The sequence below is a fragment of the Colwellia sp. MB02u-9 genome (assembly GCF_014077085.1).
In the GTDB taxonomy this organism is placed as follows: domain Bacteria; phylum Pseudomonadota; class Gammaproteobacteria; order Enterobacterales; family Alteromonadaceae; genus Cognaticolwellia.
In genome coordinates this window covers 129,597-151,771 of the sequence record NZ_JACGVF010000091.1, presented here as the reverse complement: position 1 = coordinate 151,771, position 22,175 = coordinate 129,597, and the positions used below count along the sequence as shown (strand labels likewise).

At 39.4% G+C, this 22,175-nt stretch carries 18 protein-coding genes and 1 tRNA gene; 15 read left to right on the top strand and 4 right to left on the bottom strand.

Going from position 1 to position 22,175, the window contains the following annotated elements; genetic code table 11:
• Positions 1 to 33: 33 nt before the first annotated feature.
• Together H4J65_RS07725 and H4J65_RS07720 are read right to left on the bottom strand one after the other, a co-directional pair.
• A complete protein-coding gene (locus tag H4J65_RS07725; protein ID WP_182197225.1) occupies positions 34 to 1,344 on the bottom strand; it encodes a sugar ABC transporter substrate-binding protein in 1,311 nt (436 codons plus the stop codon).
• A gap of 159 nt (positions 1,345 to 1,503) precedes the next feature.
• Complete coding sequence (locus tag H4J65_RS07720; protein WP_259367560.1) at positions 1,504 to 2,844, bottom strand: hypothetical protein; 1,341 nt, start codon at positions 2,842 to 2,844, stop codon at positions 1,504 to 1,506.
• Between the two features lie 951 nt (positions 2,845 to 3,795).
• Here H4J65_RS07720 and H4J65_RS07715 point away from each other — a divergent pair.
• The 7 genes from H4J65_RS07715 (at position 3,796) to greA (ending at position 12,279) form a co-directional block, all read left to right on the top strand.
• Complete coding sequence (locus tag H4J65_RS07715) at positions 3,796 to 4,788, top strand: ketopantoate reductase family protein (protein ID WP_182197221.1); 993 nt, start codon at positions 3,796 to 3,798, stop codon at positions 4,786 to 4,788.
• A 156-nt stretch (positions 4,789 to 4,944) separates the two neighbouring features.
• A complete protein-coding gene (locus H4J65_RS07710) occupies positions 4,945 to 5,568 on the top strand; it encodes an FKBP-type peptidyl-prolyl cis-trans isomerase (RefSeq protein WP_182135263.1) in 624 nt (207 codons plus the stop codon).
• Positions 5,569 to 5,639: 71 nt separating this feature from the next.
• On the top strand, positions 5,640 to 6,089 hold the full coding sequence (locus H4J65_RS07705) for a hypothetical protein (protein WP_182183075.1): 450 nt from the start codon (positions 5,640 to 5,642) through the stop codon (positions 6,087 to 6,089).
• A gap of 39 nt (positions 6,090 to 6,128) precedes the next feature.
• Positions 6,129 to 6,938, top strand: a complete 810-nt coding sequence (gene dapB, locus H4J65_RS07700; protein ID WP_182135267.1) for a 4-hydroxy-tetrahydrodipicolinate reductase — start codon at positions 6,129 to 6,131, stop codon at positions 6,936 to 6,938.
• Between the two features lie 304 nt (positions 6,939 to 7,242).
• Positions 7,243 to 8,400, top strand: a complete 1,158-nt coding sequence (carA, locus tag H4J65_RS07695; RefSeq protein ID WP_182197219.1) for a glutamine-hydrolyzing carbamoyl-phosphate synthase small subunit — start codon at positions 7,243 to 7,245, stop codon at positions 8,398 to 8,400.
• A gap of 29 nt (positions 8,401 to 8,429) precedes the next feature.
• Complete coding sequence (carB, locus tag H4J65_RS07690; protein ID WP_182135271.1) at positions 8,430 to 11,648, top strand: carbamoyl-phosphate synthase large subunit; 3,219 nt, start codon at positions 8,430 to 8,432, stop codon at positions 11,646 to 11,648.
• A 154-nt stretch (positions 11,649 to 11,802) separates the two neighbouring features.
• Positions 11,803 to 12,279: a transcription elongation factor GreA gene (greA, locus tag H4J65_RS07685; protein ID WP_146878345.1), complete on the top strand. Its 477-nt coding sequence runs from the start codon at positions 11,803 to 11,805 to the stop codon at positions 12,277 to 12,279.
• 121 nt (positions 12,280 to 12,400) lie between these two features.
• Here the strand turns inward: greA and H4J65_RS07680 are convergent, their stop codons facing one another.
• Complete coding sequence (locus H4J65_RS07680) at positions 12,401 to 12,745, bottom strand: rhodanese-like domain-containing protein (RefSeq protein ID WP_182197210.1); 345 nt, start codon at positions 12,743 to 12,745, stop codon at positions 12,401 to 12,403.
• Positions 12,746 to 12,973: 228 nt separating this feature from the next.
• Positions 12,974 to 13,270 carry a ribosome assembly RNA-binding protein YhbY gene (gene yhbY, locus H4J65_RS07675; RefSeq protein ID WP_182135275.1) on the bottom strand — a complete coding sequence of 99 codons (297 nt, stop codon included), beginning with the start codon at positions 13,268 to 13,270 and terminating at the stop codon, positions 12,974 to 12,976.
• Positions 13,271 to 13,487: 217 nt separating this feature from the next.
• Here yhbY and rlmE point away from each other — a divergent pair, with 217 nt between their 5' ends.
• The 8 genes from rlmE to H4J65_RS07635 all read left to right on the top strand — a co-directional run bounded on the left by rlmE (position 13,488) and on the right by H4J65_RS07635 (position 22,174).
• Positions 13,488 to 14,117, top strand: a complete 630-nt coding sequence (gene rlmE, locus H4J65_RS07670) for a 23S rRNA (uridine(2552)-2'-O)-methyltransferase RlmE (RefSeq protein WP_182135277.1) — start codon at positions 13,488 to 13,490, stop codon at positions 14,115 to 14,117.
• Between the two features lie 68 nt (positions 14,118 to 14,185).
• A complete protein-coding gene (ftsH, locus tag H4J65_RS07665) occupies positions 14,186 to 16,147 on the top strand; it encodes an ATP-dependent zinc metalloprotease FtsH (protein ID WP_182197207.1) in 1,962 nt (653 codons plus the stop codon).
• 190 nt (positions 16,148 to 16,337) lie between these two features.
• Positions 16,338 to 17,117, top strand: coding sequence for a dihydropteroate synthase (folP, locus tag H4J65_RS07660; protein ID WP_182197317.1), 780 nt, complete (start codon positions 16,338 to 16,340; stop codon positions 17,115 to 17,117).
• Between the two features lie 68 nt (positions 17,118 to 17,185).
• A complete protein-coding gene (gene glmM, locus H4J65_RS07655; protein ID WP_182197205.1) occupies positions 17,186 to 18,523 on the top strand; it encodes a phosphoglucosamine mutase in 1,338 nt (445 codons plus the stop codon).
• Between the two features lie 126 nt (positions 18,524 to 18,649).
• On the top strand, positions 18,650 to 19,420 hold the full coding sequence (tpiA, locus tag H4J65_RS07650; RefSeq protein WP_182197203.1) for a triose-phosphate isomerase: 771 nt from the start codon (positions 18,650 to 18,652) through the stop codon (positions 19,418 to 19,420).
• A gap of 1 nt (position 19,421) precedes the next feature.
• Positions 19,422 to 19,817 (top strand): preprotein translocase subunit SecG, encoded by a 396-nt coding sequence (gene secG / locus H4J65_RS07645; protein ID WP_259363052.1) that lies wholly within the window; start codon positions 19,422 to 19,424, stop codon positions 19,815 to 19,817.
• Between the two features lie 146 nt (positions 19,818 to 19,963).
• Positions 19,964 to 20,048 (top strand) — tRNA-Leu (locus tag H4J65_RS07640).
• Positions 20,049 to 20,836: 788 nt separating this feature from the next.
• A complete protein-coding gene (locus H4J65_RS07635; protein WP_182197201.1) occupies positions 20,837 to 22,174 on the top strand; it encodes an AAA family ATPase in 1,338 nt (445 codons plus the stop codon).
• Position 22,175: the final 1 nt, after the last annotated feature.

The following is a 22,175-nucleotide window of genomic DNA, read 5'->3' as shown; positions in this document are numbered from 1 at the left end:
ATTACGACTTGCCCACTAAGAAAAACTAATGTTCTATTTTGGATAACCTGCTTTGCGCATAGTACGGTCTACTAAACGCTGAGAGGCTTTTAACGCTTCCTTCACCGTCATGGTGCCGGTTAGTGCCGCCGCAAATTGTTGTCCAACTGCCGTGCCGATACCTTGAAACTCAGGGATAGCAACAAATTGCACACCCACATAAGGAACAGGTTTAACGGTTGGGTTAACAGGATCAGCCGATTGGATAGAATCTATAGTGATTTGTGCAAAAGGTGCCGCTTTCATGTACTCAGGGTTGTTATATAATGATGCTCTAGTACCTGGTGGAACTTTTGCCCAGCCTTTATTTTTAGCCACAAGCGCAGAGTAGTCTTTAGATGTCGCCCAGCTAATAAACTTTTGAGCCGCTGCAGATTTTTCACTACTTGCTGGAATAGCTAAGGTCCAAGCCCACAACCAGTTTCCTCGTTTGCCTAAACCTTTATCCGGGGCTAAAGCAAAGCCAACCTTGTCTGCTACTGCAGAATCTTTTTCGTTAGTAACAAAGGCTCCGGCAACAGTGGCATCAATCCACATACCACATTTACCCGTTTGGAATAAGGCCAAGTTTTCATTAAAACCATTAGCGGATGCGCCCGGAGGACCAGACTCTTCCATCACATCTACATAGTATTGCAAGGTGTCATGCCATTCTTGAGTGTCAAATTGTGGTTGCCAGTTTTCGTCAAACCAACGGGCACCAAATGAGTTAGACATAGCCGTTATTAGGGCCATATTTTCTCCCCAACCCGCTTTACCCCGTAAACAGATACCATAAACACCGGCTTCTTTGTCTGTCATGGCTTTAGCTGCTTGACGAATAAAGCCCCAACTTGGCTTTTTAGGCATTTCAAGTCCCGCTTTTGCAATCAAGTCGGTGCGATACATCACCATCGAACTTTCACCATAAAATGGTGCGGCAAAAAGCTTTTCGTCTACGGTTAAGCCACTTCTTATCGCGGGTAATAAATCATCAACATCATAGCTCGCTCCTAGGTTATCAAGTTCAGTTAACCAACCTTGTTTGCCCCAAATTGGCACTTCATATGTGCCTATGGTCATCACGTCATATTGCCCACCACCGGTGGCCACATCAGTCGTGACACGTTGACGAAGGATATTCTCTTCTAAAGTCACCCACTTTAAGGCGATATCAGGATTTTGGCGGGTGAAGTCATTGCTGAGTTCTTTCATGGTGATCATGTCACCATTGTTAACTGTGGCAATGGTGATTGTCTCTTTTGCGGCGGCTGCGGCACTCATGGTCATCACGCCACAAGCTAGCATCATTAATTTATTTTTCATCAGGTGTTCCCCATATTCAACGTTAATGTCTCACCTAAGGTGTTAAATGAGACTTTTATTATCATTATAATTGTAAGTTATCAAAGTCTATAAAAAGTAAAATAGACTGGCCATACTCCTTGGGTCTAGGCCCAGTTGCACACGGCCATATTAGATATCTTAGAATTTAACCGAAATTTCTGATGTGAAGCCGTCAAAGCCTGTGCCGATTTGGCCACCTGAATTAACGCCTTCTTCTTGATCAACATATTCAAACTTCAACAATGTTTTGTCATTAAACCAGTAACCTGCAGCTACTTGAATACGCTCAACCGTGTTGTCAGTTTGTGCGATTAAATCTGAAGTATTTTCCGCTTCTGAATAACGCGCCGCTAGATAAAACTTGTTCGGTATTATGTAGTGCTGTGCTTCAAAGGTGTAGTACTCAACAGAAGAGTCGCCTTTAATGACACTATTTGAGTCGAAAGTTGTACCATTAGCATCGGCAATACCGTCAACACCAAAGTAAGTAATGCCTGCTACGGCGTTACCGGCAGCATCGGCGAAAGTGTAATCATCCGTCGACTTACCTAACATGAAAATTAGGCTAGTTTCTGGTGTAGGTTGATACGCTAGGTTTAACTGAATAATTGACTGTTCAACCCCTGGCATAGCGCCAACATGGGTATCACGCTCACTTGAAGCACCTGCAGAGAAGTTGTAGTTTTCACCATCACCAAAGCGATAGTTAGTGGTGGTAACACCAGCAAGACTGGCTACGCCATTTTCAAAACGTAGTTGGTCGCCTTGGTTGGCTTGGAAATAATTTAAACCCGCTTTAAACCCGCCAGCAAATTCAAGTGTTCCTTGTAGTCGAAAGTTAAAGCCACGATCTTCTTGAAAGGCTTCACCAAAACTTGACGTAGTGACATGACCGGCAACATTATAACCGCGTATCAGACCGCTATCGCGTGTCTCGCTGTAGCTTAATTGCATCCCATTTTCTGCAGTTGCATAGTCTGTAATACCGTTACCAATAAGTGCATTACCTTGGTTATCAGCGCCATCTTGAAAACCTTTAAATTGGAAAGGGGCTGCGCCTATGTTACCTAAACGAAGTGTTAGGTTAGCGTTATCGCGCGCTGCGCCAGAAAGGCCGAGTAGTTCAAATTCAATACCGGCGAAATCTTGGTGAAAGGCGAAATCTCGGTCGCCGTTATTACCAAAATCATTTGGCTCTTCTGCGATGTCGACATCAGCGACGATATACTCGTTGATGTGAAATTTAAATTGTAAGTTAACTCTTAGACGACCAAAGCCTGAAGACTGCTCTTCGTCTACTGGACGAAATGCTCCCTCTTTCGCTTGAATGGCTTGGTAGTTTTGCAAGGCTAGAAAGTTAACTTCTGCAAGGCCGTCAAGAAATTCGGCAGATTGAACGTACGCCGGTGCTGATGCCGCCATAACAGCTGCTGCGAGTAAGCCAAACTTATGAGTTTTGCGGATTATTGCTTTAGACATGGTAATTCCCCTTTCGTTGTTTGATGAAACTAATGTTTTTTGTATATCTTGTATATTTTTCAACATAGTTAACCTGTTATATTTCGGATGTTATTTGTAAACTTATTAATTTGCTTACATTTACTGCTCTTGTTGGCATAAGGCCAGATATGAGCATATGCCCAACAGATGTTTATAATCCCACGGTGATTTATTGTCGTCAACCAGTTTGTTTGAAAAACAGGCTAAATTTTAAATATAAATTATATTAAGCTTTTGATTCATTAACTTAGTGTGATTAATTAATTTGTTTTATGCAGTGAAAAGGTTTTTTTTGCTGTGTAAATAGCTTGTTTTTGTTCTTTTTAAGGTATTAAAGAGCCATTACTTCAAAGTATTTAATGAGCGTGAATGAAGGCTGATGATGTAAGGATTCTTCTTTAGGCATGATTTTTAGGCATGATTTCTAGGTATGTTTTTCAGCGTGAATAGCGTCGTTTGTTACGAATATAAAGTGGCAGTATGTCAGCGTCTAGCATCATAGAAAAATACATTTATTTCGCAGGTTATTGATGATTTTTATCTTCATATTCGTCAATGCGGATGACTCAATTAGGTTTAAGTCAGCTTATATAGGCTTAAGGACACTTTATTTAGACAAAGCTTAGGCAAAGCTTTTATCTTAAAGTAAAAAGGGTAGAGAGCTTAAGCGTGAATTTGCTGTTATGCCTAGCGTTACAATATTTACTTAAGAGCATACTATTTACAGGTCATTTTTAGGTGACAAAATTAATTGAAAAACCTGATTGAAAACCTATTTGTCATCATTTAGTTGGATTGAGCATTATTAATGCTAGCGAGTTATATTGAAATAAAGTGTACTTTTGCCACTATTTTCAAGCTTAAGCGTCTGACCATTTTAATTTCGCCATGGTAAACTTGAGCATAATTTATCGTATAGAAGGAAGAGTAATGCATTTTGTTATCGTGGGTTGTGGTGCTGTGGGTGGTTATTTTGGTGGCCGTTTAGCGCAGCATGGCGAAAATGTTACCTTTGTTGCCCGTGGCCAGCAATTTCAACGCATGCAAACCTCGGGCTTAACCATTAAAAGTATTGAAGGCGATGTGCAGCTTGATCAGGTTAATGTGGTTAATGCACAAAGCCTAACGGCAGAAACTTTGCCAACGCCTGCCGATGTTATTTTTCTCTGTGTAAAGTCGTTTCAGTTACCGGCGGCAATTGCCCAAATAAAAGCCCTGATTTTACCTCACACGCGGGTAATACCCTTATTAAACGGTGTTAATGCTGTTGATGTTATGCAAGAGAACGGCATTGCTTTAGAAAATATTTTTGGTGGTTTAGCCAAAATTATTGCTAAGAAAACGGCTGATGGCGTGATAAATCATACCGGTTCAAAGCCTCATATCACCTTAGGCGCTTTTAGTGATGAAGTGTTAGTGGACTCAAGAGTTGAACAACTTGATGAAGTAAAAGCTGATCAAGTTAAGGCAGAAGAAACAGAGCGGCTTAGTGCGATAGCGAAATGTTTTAAATTAGCGGGCATTAGCGTCGGGGTAACCAGTGATATTAAGCTGGCATTATGGCGAAAATTTATACTTGTTGCTGCTTGGGGGGCATTGGCTTCAGCAAGAAAACTGAACTTGGGCGAAATTCGTGCACAAAGCCATATTACATTTTTATTAGAACGTATTGTTAATGAATATGCCGATATTGCGCGCAAAGCAGGGGTAAAGCTTGGCGATAAGCATATAAAGGAGACTTTAAGTTTTTTATCACGCTTACCTGATAGTAGCGAAACATCAATGCAACGAGATTTGGCCGCTGGACAGCATTCAGAGTTTGATGTGTTAATGGCTTATCCTATGACCTTAGTGACCGAATTTAATCTCTCAGTCCCAGTGTTAACTCAGTGTTATCAAAAAATAATGCCAAGTTCTCCATAGCGAAATGAGATTGCTAGCGATGAGTTCTCTAGCAGCATTAAGGTTAAAAAATTATAATAAATAACAAATTCACTCGTGCTAGCACTACAGAGAAGGTTAAATTTGTGCTATTGTATCGGCGAATTTTTATCGTATCAATTAAGTGAAGATTAAATAATGTCTGAAAATAAACTTGAATCAATCGAACAACGCGTAAGTTATGGTGTAGGTCGTCAACTAGGTGACCAACTACGTAACAATCCTTTTAAAGATTTTGACGTATCTGCTGTGCAAGCTGGTTTAGCTGATGCAATTGCTAATACTGCAAGCCAAGTATCTGACGAAGCACTTAATGAAGCATTTGGTGTTGTATCACAAAAGATGCAAGAGCTAGAGCAAGCAGAAGCTAAAGAAAAGTCAGCTGAAGGCGAAGCTTTCTTAGCAGAAAATGCAAAACGTGAAGAAGTCACAACAACTGAATCAGGTTTGCAATACGAAGTAATAGCAACAGGTGAAGGCGAAAAGCCAACAGCTGCTAGCACAGTTCGTGTGCATTACCACGGTACATTTAGCAATGGCGATATCTTTGATAGCTCTGTTGATCGTGGCCAACCTGCTGAATTTCCAGTTAACGGCGTTATTGCTGGTTGGACTGAAGCATTACAATTAATGACTGAAGGTACAAAATGGCGTTTATATGTGCCTTACGGTTTAGCTTACGGTGAGCGTGGCTCTCAAGGTGCAATTCCTCCGTATGCTACCTTGGTATTCGACGTTGAGTTATTAGCGATTATTAGCTAAGTAAACTATTTTTTAAAAGCCCTCAAATGAGGGCTTTTTTATAAGTATAATTTATATAAAGTAAATCCAGTTTGAGTTATATATCACTGATGCATAAATCAGCTATCGAACAATTTTTCCAGCGCTACCTAACGGCGTTTCATCAGCAAAACATGTCAGATATGCAACAATGCTATCAGTTGCCTTGTACTTTGCATACGCCCGATAAAGTGGTATTAATTGCGAGTGATAAAGTATTTGAACAAGAATTTTTAGATATATTTACCGTACTAAGTCATGCAGAGATAAAGCGTTTTGTCGCCTTAAAAGCCAGTTTTAGTCAGTTGAGTGAAACCCTGATACTAGCTTGTGTTGATTGGCAGTTTATTGGCCCTCAAGCCGAAGTTTTTACCGATTTTTCAGCATTTTATCATCTAGCTTTGAGCGAAGGGCAATGGCGAATTTTTAATGTAGTGTCACAAGACCTGAGCCAATCAATTGATTTAAAGCACGCTTTTAATATTTTTTATAATAAAGTATAGAACACCCCTTATAACATTATCGAGTAGGAAGACGTTGTCATGAAAGTGAAAGTAGCCATATTAGGTTGTAGTGGGCGCATGGGTCGAAATTTAATACAAGCGGCAATTGAGCACAAATCAGTTGAACTTGTAGGTGGTAGTGTTCGTGCGGGTTCATCATTTGAAAATTTTGATTTAGGTGAAATCGCTGGTATCGGTGCGATTGGTCAAAAAACCACGACAGACTATAAAGCATTGTTGGCTGCCGATGTGTTAATTGATTTTACCTCGATTGAAGCTACGCTTGAGCATCTTGACTGGTGTCAGCAGCACAACAAAGCCTTGGTCATTGGCACTACAGGTTTTTCTGATCAGCAAGTAGAAACGATCAAAATGGCAGGTAATAACATAGCCGTTATTTTGGCCCCTAATACCAGTGTTGGTGTAAATTTATTATTCAAGTTGCTTGAAGTTACGGCCAAAGCGATTGGCAACCATACTGATATCGAAATTTTTGAAGCACATCATAGATTTAAGAAAGATGCACCATCAGGCACAGCGGTGAAAATGGGCCAAGTTATTGCTGATACCTTAGGCCGAGACCTCAATAAAGTAGCCGTGTATGGCCGAGAAGGTATTACCGCAGAGCGCAGCCGAGAAACTATTGGCTTTGCTACTGTCAGGGCGGGTGATATTGTCGGTGAACATACCGCTTATTTTGCTGATATTGGTGAGCGCATTGAGTTGACTCACAAAGCAAGTTCAAGAATGACTTTTGCTTTAGGCGCAATGCGGGCGGCGTTTTGGTTAAGCGAAGCCCATGCCGGATTTTATGATATGCAAGATGTTTTGGGTTTTAAAGATAACTAAAATCCTACAGTAATTTAGCTAAATATTAGTGGGTTAATTTGTGCTATTTGCGAGTTAACTTTATAGAAAAGTGTTGTTTTTGGGGTCTTTACATCAATAACGTCAAAAACAGAGAGTTTTTACAATTATTACTAGACGAAAGACGCTTACAAGCGTATTATAAGTGGATTTTGTCAAAAATTTACTGTTCATGACGAACTGGTTAATATTTTTGACATTTTTTGTGCGTATCGCTTTTTATCGTTAATGGTTAAATTCTTAGTTATTTTACCATTAATTTTCTTTCTTCTTAACGGAGGTTACATTGACTAAATCTGCCATTTTAGTGCTTGAAGACGGCACTGTATTTAAGGGCACCGCTATCGGTGCAGAAGGGGCTGCTGTAGGTGAAGTAGTATTCAATACTTCAATGACAGGCTACCAAGAAATTTTGACAGATCCCTCTTATGCAGAGCAAATTGTTACCCTTACCTATCCACATATAGGTAACACAGGTACCAATAGCGAAGATGAAGAGTCTGACACTATTTGGGCAAAAGGTTTAGTAATTCGTGACTTACCACTGTTAGCAAGTAATTTTCGCAGTGAACAAAGTTTAGGTGACTACCTAAAAGCGAAAAATATTTTAGGTATTGCCGATATCGACACCCGTAAACTAACGCGCATTCTACGTGAGAAAGGCGCACAAAACGGTTGCATAATCGCGGGTGACTTAGTTGACGCCAGTGCAGAAGAAGCCAAGGCGCTAGCACAAGCACAAAGCTTTCCTGGCCTTAAAGGTATGGACTTAGCCAAAGTTGTTTCTACTACAACAGCTTACCAATGGCATGAAGGGAGTTGGGAACTAGGCAAGGGCCATAGTTCTTTCCAAGATAAGCCTGAAAAAATGCCATTTCATGTCGTTGCTTACGATTTCGGTGCTAAACGTAATATTTTACGTATGTTAGTAGACCGCGGCTGTAAAATAACGGTAGTACCGGCGCAAACTTCTGCTGAAGAAGTATTAGCCATGAAGCCCGATGGTATTTTCTTATCAAATGGCCCTGGTGACCCAGAGCCGTGTGACTATGCTATTACAGCAATCAAAAAATTCTTAACCACAGATATTCCAGTGTTTGGTATTTGTTTAGGCCATCAATTACTGGCGTTAGCCAGCGGTGCTAAAACGGTTAAAATGAAATTTGGCCATCATGGTGGAAATCACCCGGTTAAAGACTTTGCGCGAAATATTGTCATGATCACAGCGCAAAATCATGGTTTTGCTGTTGATGAAAATAGCTTGCCTGAAAACTTGAAAGTAACCCATACCTCATTATTTGATGGTTCAATTCAAGGTATTCATCGTACAGATAAAGCTGCATTTAGTTTTCAAGGTCATCCTGAAGCTAGCCCTGGCCCTGCAGATGCCGCACCATTGTTCGATCATTTTATCGATTTAATCGTTGCTGCTAAAAAAGCGTAGACCCTAGACAAGAGAAGAGAGAATATAAAATGCCAAAACGTACTGACCTAAAAAGTATCTTGATCTTGGGCGCGGGTCCAATTGTAATTGGTCAAGCATGTGAATTTGATTATTCAGGTGCACAAGCCTGTAAAGCACTTCGCGAAGAAGGCTACCGAGTTATTTTAGTTAACTCAAACCCTGCAACCATTATGACTGACCCAGAAATGGCCGATGCCACTTACATCGAACCTATTCATTGGGAAGTTGTTCGCAAAATTATTGAAAAAGAACGTCCTTGTGCGGTTTTACCGACAATGGGTGGTCAAACGGCGTTGAACTGTGCTTTAGAGCTTGAAGCCAAAGGCGTATTGAAAGAATTTAACGTTGAAATGATTGGCGCAACAGCTGATGCGATTGATAAAGCAGAAGATCGCTCTCGTTTTGACAAAGCAATGAAAGCAATTGGCTTAGACACGCCAAATGCTGAAATTGTACATACGATTGAAGAAGCACACGCCGCCAGTAAAATTTTAGGTTTCCCTTGTATCATTCGTCCTTCATTTACCATGGGTGGCACGGGTGGTGGTATTGCATACAATATCGAAGAATTTACTGAAATATGTACGCGTGGCTTAGATCTTTCTCCAACCTCAGAATTATTGATTGATGAATCTTTAATTGGTTGGAAAGAATATGAAATGGAAGTGGTTCGCGACAAAAATGATAACTGTATCATTATTTGTTCGATTGAAAACTTTGACCCTATGGGTATTCACACCGGTGATTCTATTACGGTTGCTCCTGCGCAAACGCTAACCGATAAAGAATACCAAATTATGCGTAATGCCTCGATTGCGGTATTACGTGAAATTGGTGTTGAAACCGGTGGTTCAAACGTACAATTTGGTATTTGTCCTGATACTGGCCGCATGGTTATTATTGAGATGAACCCTCGTGTTTCTCGTTCATCAGCACTTGCTTCAAAAGCAACGGGTTTCCCCATTGCCAAGATTGCTGCCAAATTAGCCGTAGGTTATACACTTGACGAGTTAACTAACGATATTACTGGCGGCGCAACACCAGCGTCATTTGAGCCGACTATCGATTATGTTGTGACTAAGATCCCACGTTTTAACTTTGAAAAATTTGCGGGTTGTGAAGACAGATTAACCACTCAAATGAAATCAGTTGGCGAAGTTATGTCAATTGGTCGTAATCAACAAGAATCACTTCAAAAAGCATTACGTGGCTTAGAAGTGGGCGTAAATGGTTTTGACTCTATGGTTGATGTAACTCAACCGGGTGCTAAAACTAAAATCATGCATGAGCTTCAAGAAGCGGGCGCTGACCGTATTTGGTATATTGCTGACGCGTTTCGTTTAGGCTTAACGGTTGACGACATTTACCGCTTAACCATGATTGACCGTTGGTTCCTCATTCAAATTGAAGATATTGTTTTAGAAGAAGCAAAAGTCGCTGAAGGCGGTTTAAAAGTATTAACAGCCGATTATTTACGTAAATTAAAACGTAAAGGTTTTGCTGATTCTCGTCTTGCTGATTTAATTGGTATTGCTGAAGCTGAAGTGCGTAAGAAACGTCATAAAGCGAATATTTTTCCAGTATACAAACGTGTTGATACTTGTGCGGCTGAATTTAGTTCAGACACGGCTTATATGTATTCAACTTATGATGAAGAATGTGAAGCAAATCCGACAGATAAAGAATCAATCATGATCTTAGGTGGCGGTCCAAACCGTATTGGCCAAGGTATTGAATTTGATTACTGTTGTGTACATGCGGCATTAGCATTACGTGAAGACGGTTATGAAACCATTATGGTGAATTGTAACCCTGAAACGGTTTCAACGGATTACGATACATCAGACCGCTTATATTTTGAATCTATCACTTTTGAAGATGTTTTAGAGATTGTACGTATTGAAAAACCTAAAGGTGTCATCGTGCAATATGGTGGTCAAACACCACTTAAATTAGCCCGTGCTTTAGAAGCGGCTGGCGTACCTATTATTGGTACATCTCCTGATGCCATCGATAGAGCAGAAGATAGAGAGCGTTTTCAACAAGCGGTAGACCGTTTAGGTTTGTTACAACCTGAAAATGCTACGGTAACGTCACTAGAAGAAGCCATGGCTAAAGCTGAATCAATTGGCTTCCCATTAGTCGTTCGTCCATCTTATGTATTAGGTGGTCGTGCAATGGAAATTGTTTATGACCTAGATGATTTACGTCGATACATGACGGAGGCTGTTAGCGTTTCAAATGACTCGCCAGTATTGCTTGATCACTTCCTTGATGATGCGATTGAAGTTGATATTGACCTAGTTTGTGATGGTACCGATGTAGTTATTGGCGGCATTATGCAACATATTGAGCAAGCAGGTGTTCACTCAGGTGATTCTGCATGTTCATTACCGGCATATAGTTTAAGTCAGGAAGTACAAGATGTTATGCGTCAGCAAGTTACTGACTTAGCTTTTGAACTTGGTGTTATTGGTTTAATGAATACACAAATGGCTGTAAAGGATAACGAAGTTTACATCATTGAAGTGAATCCTCGTGCTGCTCGTACCATTCCATTCGTTTCAAAAGCGACAGCAGTGCCTCTAGCGAAAGTTGGTGCGCGTGTTATGGCTGGCACAACATTGAAAGAGCAAGGGATCATTAAAGAAATTATACCTCCATACTTTTCTGTGAAAGAAGTTGTTATTCCGTTTAACAAGTTTCATGGCAGTGATCCTTTAGTAGGACCTGAAATGCGCTCTACGGGCGAAGTAATGGGTGTAGGTAATACGTTTGAAGAAGCGTACGCAAAAGCTTGTTTAGGTGCTGGTGTTTCAGTACCTAAATCGGGCCGAGCGTTAATTTCTGTTCGTAACAGTGATAAAGTACGTGTAGTTGAATTAGCAAAACAGTTGGTTGCTTTAGGATACGACGTAGATGCTACTCATGGCACTGCAGTGATATTAGGTGAAGCTAATATTCCATGTCGCCTGGTGAATAAAGTGCAAGAAGGTCGACCGCATATTCTCGATAGAATCAAAAATGGTGAATATAACTATATTATTAACACCACAGAAGGTCGTAAAGCGATTGAAGATTCTAAAGTTTTGCGTGGTGGTGCTTTACGTTACAAAGTCGCATATACTACAACCTTGAACGCTGCATTTGCCGTTTGCCAATCGCATGCTGCAGATGATCGCAATACCGTAACTTCAATACAAGAGTTACATAAACGCTGCAAATAAACGGCTAAATAATGAATTTGCTCATGGTGTGAAAACATGAATACAGAGCAAATTCATTTTAAACTTTATTTAAGCGAATTATTTTCTAAAGGTGGTTAACCTACTCATAGTAGTTAGGGTAAGCCGCCTTTCTTGCTAGAAAAAGAAGAGTGAAATGACAAAATACCCAATGACACTTCTTGGTGCTGAACAGTTAAAAGAAGAATTAAGAATTTTAAAAACAGAAAGACGCCCACGTATAGTCAAAGATATTGCTACTGCTCGTGAGCATGGTGACTTAAAAGAAAATGCTGAGTACCATGCGGCGAAAGAAGAACAAGGTTTCTGTGAAGGCCGCATTCAAGATATTGAAGGCAGGTTGTGTAACGCACAAGTCATTGACGTAACAAAAATTCCTAATACCGGCAAAGTTATTTTTGGCACAACAGTGAAACTGCTTAATCTTGATACTGACGTTGAAGTAACTTACAAAATAGTGGGTGACGATGAAGCGGACTTTAAAACCGGACGTATCTCATTAAACTCGCCAATTGCTCGTGGTTTAATTGGTAAAGTAGTTGATAGTGAAATTGAAATTACTACCCCGGGTGGCGTGGTTGAATATGAAATTATTTCGGTAGATCACCTTTAGCATCTATGGTCATTTAACCTTATTTGACATGAGTTACCTATGTTAAATGAAAAGCAAACCCACTTAATAGTAGATAAGTGGGTTTAAGGTGATAAAACCAGTGACATTAATTTATTATATGTTACTGGTTTTTTTGTGCTAGACAAACACTGTTATGATCGCAACTAATCGCTTTAACATTAGTATAGCCAATGCGTTGAAGCTGCTCAGCAGCCAATGTGGCGCGACCACCAGAAGCGCAATGGAGATAAATTTCCATATCCCCATCAGTGCAATATTGAGCAATGTTCATCTCTAATACACCACGTGGAATGTTTATTGAATTTGTTACTGGCGAGGCAGCCGTCTCAGCAGGCTCTCTAACATCAATAAATGTGGCATTTTTGTGCGTAAATGCTTGTGCGGCGCTAACACAATCAACAGAGTTTTTAGCTTGTGCAACTAACTCAGGTACCGATAAAATCATTCTAAACCTTACATAAATTTATGTGATAGCTATAGTCTATGCTAAGCATAAAACTTTGTATATTAGTTTTTTCTAATGTTTGCTTTTTCTAATGTGTAGTTTGGTGCTTTGTTTCACTAGCAGTAAGCTAGTCATTTATCGATGAGTTTGGTTTTAACAAAATATAAAGTCCAAGACATAAAAAAAGAGCCGAAGCCCTTTTTTACATTACCAAAGCATTTAAATTAATTACATTTTTGGTATACGAATTTTCTTTTCTTCTGTTTGGCGAAAGATAACTAAGGTTTTACCGATCACTTGTACTTGAGTTGAATTAGTTTCACGACCAATAGCTTCAATAATAAGTGCTTTGGTTTCGCGATCTTCTGTAGGGATTTTAATCTTAATTAATTCATGGTGGTTTAACGCGTAGTCAATTTCTGCAACTACTGCTTCGGTAAGGCCGTTATTACCTAGTAATACAACGGGTTTAAGGCTATGTGCCAGACCTTTTAAATACTGGATTTGTTTTTTATTTAAGTTCATTAACAATTATCATTACAAGTTAGCTTGAATTTTTGCTATTTTAACTCCATCTAGTGTGTATTACTAATTTTGTTTACGAAGTGTCAGCTTTTTACCGTATTTTTATGGTTTTTTTTTGGTTAATATAGTCATGTCGTTATTTTATTGGCAAATAAGACAAATCGGTATCTCGAAATGCAAGCAAGCTTTAAACAACAAAAATATATAAGTGGATTGAATGAGTAAGAATAAAGTCAGTGTCAGTAGTGCCCGATGGCTAAAAGAGCACTTTGATGATGAATATGTAAAAAAAGCACAAAGATTGGGCCTACGCTCACGTGCTATTTTTAAAATTGAAGAGATAAATAATAAAGATAAATTGATCAAGCCTGGCATGAAGGTGGTTGATTTAGGTGCGGCTCCTGGCGGTTGGTCTGAATACGCCACGAAAGTGGTTGGTGATAACGGGCAAGTTGTTGCATGTGATATTTTAGCAATGGCCCCTATTGCCGGTGTTGATTTCCTGCAAGGTGACTTTCGCGAAGAAGCGGTACTCAATGCTTTATTAACTCGCATTAATGGTAAGAATATCGACGTTGTTATGTCTGATATGGCAGCAAACTTTACTGGTAATGATACTGCAGACGCGGCCCGTAGCATGTATTTAGTGGAACTAGCACTTGATATGTGTAATCAAGTTTTAAAGAAAGACGGCGCTTTTGTAGTGAAAGTGTTTCAAGGAGAGGGCTTTGAGCAATTTATGAAAGATGCTCGAGTCGCATTTAAAACCGTTAGAACTCGCAAGCCTGAATCATCACGTGCTCGTTCACGTGAAGTTTATCTTGTGGCGACCGGCTTTAAATTGTAGTAAATTATAGTATATTGGGTGGAATTATTTCATCGCACCATTTTGAACATTAGCAAGAGGTCATTAAGTTGAGTGATATGGCAAAAAATCTTATTTTATGGTTAGTTATTGCGGTTGTATTGATGTCTGTCTTCCAAAGTTTTACCCCTGGAAGCGGCAAAGAGCAACAAGTGGATTACACACAATTTATCCAAGACGTACGTCAAGGTCAAATTAGAGAGGTCGACGTTGATAAAAACGGCGTCATTAATGGTATTAAACGTAGCGGCGAAAATTTCGTTACCGTTATTCCTGGTGGCTATGATCGTGATTTAATCAACGATTTAGTGAAGCAAGGTGTTAATGCATCAGGTGAGTTACCGGAAGAAACTAGTTTCTTAACTACTATTTTTGTTTCTTGGTTCCCCATGATATTGCTTATTGGTGTATGGATTTTCTTCATGCGTCAAATGCAAGGTGGTGGTGGTAAAGGCGCGATGAGTTTCGGTAAATCGAAAGCGCGTTTATTAGGTGAAGATCAAGTTAAAACTACTTTTGCCGATGTTGCGGGTTGTGACGAAGCAAAAGAAGAAGTTGCTGAATTAGTAGATTATCTAAAAGAGCCTTCACGCTTTCAAAAATTAGGTGGTCGCATTCCATCAGGTGTTTTACTGGTTGGACAGCCAGGTACGGGTAAAACCTTGCTAGCTAAGGCTATTGCGGGTGAAGCGAAAGTACCTTTCTTTACCATCTCTGGTTCAGACTTTGTTGAAATGTTTGTTGGTGTGGGTGCTTCTCGTGTTCGTGATATGTTTGAACAAGCGAAGAAAGCTGCGCCTTGTATTATCTTTATCGATGAAATTGATGCTGTAGGTCGCCAACGTGGTGCTGGTATGGGTGGCGGTAATGATGAGCGTGAACAAACACTAAACCAAATGCTAGTTGAAATGGATGGTTTTGAAGGTAATGAAGGCGTTATTGTTATTGCCGCCACTAACCGTCCTGATGTATTGGATCCAGCATTATTACGCCCTGGACGTTTTGACCGTCAGGTAACTGTTGGTTTACCTGATATTCGTGGTCGTGAACAAATTCTTAAAGTGCATATGCGCAAAGTACCTTTAGGTGATGATGTTAAAGCATCAGTTATTGCTCGTGGTACTCCTGGCTTTTCAGGTGCTGATTTAGCTAACTTAGTTAACGAAGCCGCTTTATTTGCTGCACGTTCAGCACGCCGCGTTGTTGGTATGGCTGAGTTTGAAAAAGCAAAAGATAAAATCATGATGGGCTCTGAGCGCCGTTCTATGGTGATGAGTGAGTCAGAGAAAGAAATGACCGCATATCATGAAGCAGGACACGCCATTGTGGGTCGTTTAGTGCCAGATCATGATCCAGTTTATAAAGTCAGTATTATGCCGCGTGGTCGTGCCCTAGGTGTTACTATGTACTTACCGGAACAAGACCGTTTTAGTCACAGTAAGCAGCATTTAGAAAGTAATATTTCATCTTTGTATGGTGGCCGTATTGCAGAAGAACTTATTTACGGTTTTGACAACGTATCAACGGGTGCTTCAAATGACATCGAACGTGCAACACAACTTGCACGTAAAATGGTCACGCAGTGGGGCTTTTCTCAAAAAATGGGTCCTATGCTATTTGCTGAAGAAGAAGGTGAAGTGTTTTTAGGTAGATCATCGTCTAAGTCGTTAAATATGTCTGATGAAACTGCCCGTGCTATTGATGACGAAATTAAAGACTTCATTAATCGTAACTATGAACGTGCGTCAACTATCTTAAAAGAAAATGAAGATATTTTACATGCGATGAAAGATGCCTTAATGGAATATGAAACCATTGATGCATTGCAAGTTGACGATTTAATGAATCGCACTAAAGTTCGTCCACCAGCTGATTTTGGTGCCAATGACTCTGATGGTAAATCAGATAATAATGCCGATTCAAGCAAACCATCAGAAAAAAAAGATGAAGATAAAAAACCATCAGCTGAGCCTACTAACGCCGATGATGCTTCAGATGCTCCTGCTAAATAATTAGCAAGATAGTGTCAAGAGCCCCAATGGTTTAAATCATTCGATTTACTAACTATTGGGGCTTTATATTATGTGAAGTTTGATTATTTATTTCCATTGCTATTAATTAACAAAAATCAACAGAGAGAATGCGGTGTTAAATCGTCTTAATTTTTCAAATTCATTAGTAGATTTATCAACACCACAGGTAATGGGTATTCTTAATGTTACGCCAGATTCCTTTTCAGATGGTGGCAAATATGCTCAATTTGATTATGCGCTTGAGCAAGCTCAACAGATGATTACTGATGGCGCCACTATTATTGATATCGGCGGCGAGTCAACACGCCCTGGTGCTGAAGCGGTTAGCGAAAGCGATGAATTAGCACGGGTTATTCCGGTATTAAAGGCAATTAAACAACGATTTAATATTGTAGTCTCTATTGATACCAGTAAAGCCTCGGTGATGAGTGCTGCGATAGACGCGGGCGCTGATATGATCAATGACGTGCGTGCATTACAAAACGATGGCTGTTTAGCGGCTATTGCCAACAGTAATATTCCGGTTTGTTTAATGCATATGCAAGGCATACCTAAAAACATGCAAAATAGCCCAAGCTATGACGATGTTATTAATGATATTATAGTGTTTTTTCAACAACGTATTGACACTTGCATAAGCGCGGGCATTGCACGAGAGCGGCTCATATTAGACCCAGGTTTTGGCTTTGGGAAATCCCTAGAGCAAAACTTTTATTTGCTGGCCAATTTGTCAAAATTTAATCAATTAGGTTTACCTTTACTTGCCGGCTTGTCGCGTAAGTCTATGATTGGAAACTTGTTAAACCGAGAGGTTGAGCAACGTCTTGCGGGCAGTTTAGCTACTGCAATTATTGCAGCCCAGCAAGGAGCCCATATTATTCGCGTTCACGATGTTCAAGAAACGGTGGACGCATTAAAAGTATTAAAAGCGGTAACTGATCAGCAATAAACGGTTACGTTAAACAGTGATGTATTAAAAAGGCTAACGCTAAAGCGATTAGCTCAAGGGAGAAAGTAATGTCAGAAAGAAGATATTTTGGTACCGATGGAATTCGTGGCTTAGTCGGTCAATACCCAATTACCCCAAAATTTGTGATGAAATTAGGTTATGCCGCAGGTCGTGTTTTGGCTGCACAAGGCACTAAAAAGGTTTTAATTGGTAAAGATACTCGTATTTCAGGCTACATGCTGGAATCTGCATTAGAAGCGGGCCTTTCTGCCGCAGGTATTGATGTAGGCCTATTAGGGCCAATGCCAACACCCGCTATTGCTTATTTAACAAAAACTTTTCGTGCTGAAGCCGGTATTGTGATTAGTGCTTCGCATAATCCATATTACGATAATGGTATTAAGTTTTTTTGTCAAAACGGACAAAAGCTACCTGATGATGTTGAATTAGCCATTGAAGCTGAATTAGATAAAGACATGGGCTGTGTTGAATCAGCGCATTTAGGCAAAGTTACGCGTATTGCTGATGCGGCAGGTCGCTATATCGAATTCTGTAAGAGTAACTTTCCAAGTCACTACTCATTAAAAGGCATGAAGATTGTAGTCGATTGCGCGCATGGCGCAACATACCACATTGCCCCTAGTGTTTTTCGGGAACTAGGCGCCGAAGTGATTGAAATAGGTACTTCACCTAATGGCACCAATATTAATCATGAATGTGGAGCCACATCGATGTCAGCCATCAGTACTGCGGTTATTGAGCACCAAGCTGACTTAGGTATTGCACTCGATGGTGATGGTGACCGCTTAATGATGGTTGATCACACAGGTTACGTGATGGATGGTGATGAAAGTGTTTATGTTATCGCTTGTAACGACTTGAAAAATGGCAAAATTGACGGTGGTGTTGTTGGTACTTTGATGAGCAACATGGGCTTAGAGCTTGCCCTTGCTGATTTAGATGTGCCATTTGCCCGCAGTAAGGTGGGTGACCGCTATGTCATGGAAATGCTAAAGCAAAAAGGCTGGAAATTAGGCGCAGAAAACTCAGGACATGTCATTAACTTAAATCATACCTCAACAGGTGATGGTATTATTGCTGCATTGAATGTTTTAACTGCTGTGTGTAATACCGGTAAAACATTATTTGAATTACGCCAAGGCATGAAAAAATTACCACAGATTTTAGTCAATGTAAGGTTTTCAGGTAACAGCGATCCTTTAATTGATCGTGATGTTGTTGCCGCGGTGAATAAAGTTAATGAAATATTAACGGGTCGCGGTCGTGTGCTATTAAGAAAATCAGGTACTGAACCCTTAATTCGTGTGATGGTTGAAGGCCCTGAACATCATGAAGTTACTGGCTTAGCACATGAAATTGCCGAGGCTGTAAAACAAGCTTTTTAGTCAAGAATGTTAGTTGATTTTAACGGTCGAGTGAATAATGAGCAATTAAACATGATATTGCTTGAATTACTTGTATCTTGCCGGCAGGTTAGTTAATATCTCGCCGCTTTGATTTAGGAATGAAAAATGAATAGACGTGCAATAGTTGCAGCAAACTGGAAAATGAATGGCAGTTTGGCATTAGTCAACTCAATGGCTTCAGAGTTAAGTAAGGTTGCGTTAAATAAAAATGTTGAAGTTGTCGTTTGTCCTAGCTTTCCATATTTAGCGGCATTTAGTTTGGCAAGTTCGAAGGCGAACTTAGCAAGCACGTTTAGTTTAGGTGCGCAAAACCTAAGTGAACATGCTAAAGGCGCTTTTACAGGTGAAGTATCAACATCAATGTTACAAGAAGTTGGTGTTAACTACGTTATTGTTGGACATTCTGAACGTCGTAGTATTTATAAAGAATCAAGTTCATTGGTTGCAGAAAAAGTTCAGGCGGCATTAGCTGCTGGCCTTAAACCTATTTTGTGTGTAGGTGAAAGTGAAGAAGAACGTGTATCTGAACAAACCGAGCTTGTTTTAGCTGCGCAATTACAGCCGGTTATTGATAAAATTGGTATTGAAAAATTTGTAGATGTTGTTATTGCGTACGAGCCTGTTTGGGCAATAGGTACTGGAAAAACAGCATCGCCAGAAATGGCACAAACAACCCATCAGTTTATACGCGAATTTATCGCAAAAATTGATGAAAACGTCGCAGTTAAAGTGCCATTGTTGTATGGTGGCAGTGTCAATGCGACAAACTGTGAAGAATTATTTGCACAAGCTGATATCGATGGTGGATTAATCGGCGGTGCTAGTTTAAAAGCCGAGGAATTTAAAATAATTTGCTCGGCAGCAAAGGGAAAATAAAATGTTGTATCAAGTGTTAATTGTAGTGTATTTGATCGTTGCGTTGTGTTTAATTGGCTTAGTGCTGATGCAACAAGGTAAGGGCGCAGATATGGGCGCATCATTTGGCGCTGGTTCATCAGCCACTATTTTTGGTTCAAGCGGTTCTGGTAACTTCTTAACAAAAGCGACAACTTACTTAGCGATAGCATTTTTTGCCATCAGCTTAGTTTTAGGTAACTTAACTGCTAACCGCGTTAATGCAACTGACGAGTGGAATAATATTGAAACTCCTGCTGGGCAAATAGCTCCAGCGACAGATGCTATACCTACTGAAAGCGTTGAGCCTAAAGCTGAAAACGCTGACGTACCTGGTAGTGACGCTGCTGTAAAAAAAACTAGCGACGTACCAAACTAGTTTTAAGATATTTGCAGATTTGGCGGAATTGGTAGACGCGCCACACTGAGGGGTTGTAGCCTCAAAAAGTTAACTTGTTAATTAACCTCATTATTAGCAAGCTAGCAAGTTAACTTAGTAAAACAGATAGTATAGTTTAGTATTGCGCGGTTGTGGCGGAATTGGTAGACGCGCCAGCTTGAGGGGCTGGTGATTTAGGTCGTGGGGGTTCAAGTCCCCCCAACCGCACCACTAAACTTATACAAATAGACATTTAAAGGCCGATTCGTAATGAATCGGCCTTTTTTCGTTTGGTTGCTAATTGGTATTTATTTGGTTGCTAATTATTCCTGGCGGGTTAGCAATCTTGGCAGATACTTCCCTGACATAGATCTTATATTTGTCTTCATCTTAGATAAAATTTATATTTTTAATCTGATATGCCACTCAATTAGTCGGTTTTCAAATAACCATCAAACCATCAAACCATCAAACCATCAAATCAATGCACTTAAACTAAATGATGCATATTGTCATTAATGTTCGGGAAAGTGTCTAATAATCGATTCTTAGAGTGTTCTGATGGGAAAGAACTACCTTAGCTATTGGTATTATTACGAATGATATCTTTGTGCGTAGTGCTGACATTACAGCTAAAAATCTTGCCATATATTTTCTAATAAATTAACTACTAGCGTAAACGATGTAATGCCCTTTTATATGGAAGCCAGTATGATTTTTCGAGGTGTGTTACTAAGACGTCTTAGTAACACACCATTTATTATAATAAAACTAAATAAAACTAAATAAATCTACTTAACCATATGAATTTAATGTATTTTATTTATTTTTTGTTTAGGTTGTATTACTGAGAGGTCTTAGTAACACACCCTAATATATATGTGATTTAGCATTACTGGTTTCTAATGCTTTGAAAGTATGGGATATTGATGTTAATTAAATGTTATTTACGGTGCGTCTATCGCTAAGGCGTGTACATAATAAGCTGTTAACATGCAAAATCAAACTAGGAGTAATTTGTGATAGTTAAAGGATTTTATGCCGAAAAAGTTTTCGGTTATTTAGATTTTGATATTAAATTCAATCAAGATGTCAGTTTTATTGTTGGTGGAAATGGCTCGGGTAAAACAACAGCTTTGAAGCTTATGAATGCTTTGATAAACCCAAATTTTAAAGAGCTTTTACAAATACCTTTCTGCACATGTTCATTGGCTGTAATCATAGACAAACAAGAAGTTATTATTACCGCTAAAACAGAGGGAGATAATATCTTTCTGGGTATAACTGACAGCAACACCGATATTGTATTACCTACATATTCTAATTCAGAAGTTGATTACTACTCTCGTAGAGAAGATAAATTTGATGAATTAATCGAAGATATAAATCGTAGAAATATCGATCACCCAGTAGTGAAAGCTATCACTAAACTTGATTCTCCAATATTCCTAGGTCTTGATAGACGTAGAGAAGACTCTAATTTAAAACAAGATTATTACCACGAGCGAGAAATGTGGTTACACCAAAAAAGAGTTAAGTCTAATGGCACAAAACGTTTCATTAAAGGTTCTATAGGGGCAAGCCTTATGGATACCGAAATGCTTGTTCAGAACTCATATCGTAGGATCAGGGATCTAGAAAATAAGCAATCTCATAAACTTCGAGATAAAATTCTATTATCCTCTTTTCAATTCTCTAAATTTGATCGTGAAGATTTAACCCCTGATATAGATAAATGGAAGGAAAGAGAGGGCCTTTTAGAACGTAAAAAGGAAATAAATGATGCTATCTCTAATATAGTTGGTAAAGATTCTGCATTAAGTGATGAAGTGGATAAGTTTTTTAGTGGTATGACTCAGCTTTTTGAAGTTATGGAACAAAATAAAGAAGGCTTTGCCATAGAATGGCTTTTGAACAAAGCTCAAATAGAAAGAATGGCTAGTATAGTAGATATAATAGATGATCATAAATCTAAAATAGACAAACTGTATAGACCAATCAATGAATTTTTAGATACTGTCAATGACTTTTATAGAGACTCAAATAAGCAACTCAAAGTTGATACTGTTGGGCAACTAATTGTAAAAAGACCTGATGGAAATGAGTGTACTATTGAAGGGCTTTCATCTGGAGAAAGGCAACTTTTAGTTATTTTTGCTCATGCGTTTTTTAATCGACAGTCGAATAAGAAAAACGTCTTTATTATTGACGAGCCTGAATTATCACTTCATTTAGGTTGGCAAGAAATGTTTGCGGAAACAATTTTCTCAATCAACCCTAATTCACAATTTATTTTGGCGACTCATTCCCCTGAAATAGTAGCGGGAAATAAAAATAAAGCAGTGGGGTGTAGATAAT

Bases quoted from the DNA above. Each gene is read 5' to 3' on its own strand.
- H4J65_RS07725 (WP_182197225.1), bottom strand. From the start codon at position 1,344: ATGAAAAATAAATTAATGATGCTAGCTTGTGGCGTGATGACCATGAGT.
- H4J65_RS07720 (WP_259367560.1), bottom strand. From the start codon at position 2,844: ATGTCTAAAGCAATAATCCGCAAAACTCATAAGTTTGGCTTACTCGCA.
- H4J65_RS07715 (WP_182197221.1), top strand. From the start codon at position 3,796: ATGCATTTTGTTATCGTGGGTTGTGGTGCTGTGGGTGGTTATTTTGGT.
- H4J65_RS07710 (WP_182135263.1), top strand. From the start codon at position 4,945: ATGTCTGAAAATAAACTTGAATCAATCGAACAACGCGTAAGTTATGGT.
- dapB (WP_182135267.1), top strand. From the start codon at position 6,129: ATGAAAGTGAAAGTAGCCATATTAGGTTGTAGTGGGCGCATGGGTCGA.
- carB (WP_182135271.1), top strand. From the start codon at position 8,430: ATGCCAAAACGTACTGACCTAAAAAGTATCTTGATCTTGGGCGCGGGT.
- greA (WP_146878345.1), top strand. From the start codon at position 11,803: ATGACAAAATACCCAATGACACTTCTTGGTGCTGAACAGTTAAAAGAA.
- H4J65_RS07680 (WP_182197210.1), bottom strand. From the start codon at position 12,745: ATGATTTTATCGGTACCTGAGTTAGTTGCACAAGCTAAAAACTCTGTT.
- yhbY (WP_182135275.1), bottom strand. From the start codon at position 13,270: ATGAACTTAAATAAAAAACAAATCCAGTATTTAAAAGGTCTGGCACAT.
- rlmE (WP_182135277.1), top strand. From the start codon at position 13,488: ATGAGTAAGAATAAAGTCAGTGTCAGTAGTGCCCGATGGCTAAAAGAG.
- folP (WP_182197317.1), top strand. From the start codon at position 16,338: ATGGGTATTCTTAATGTTACGCCAGATTCCTTTTCAGATGGTGGCAAA.
- glmM (WP_182197205.1), top strand. From the start codon at position 17,186: ATGTCAGAAAGAAGATATTTTGGTACCGATGGAATTCGTGGCTTAGTC.
- tpiA (WP_182197203.1), top strand. From the start codon at position 18,650: ATGAATAGACGTGCAATAGTTGCAGCAAACTGGAAAATGAATGGCAGT.
- secG (WP_259363052.1), top strand. From the start codon at position 19,422: ATGTTGTATCAAGTGTTAATTGTAGTGTATTTGATCGTTGCGTTGTGT.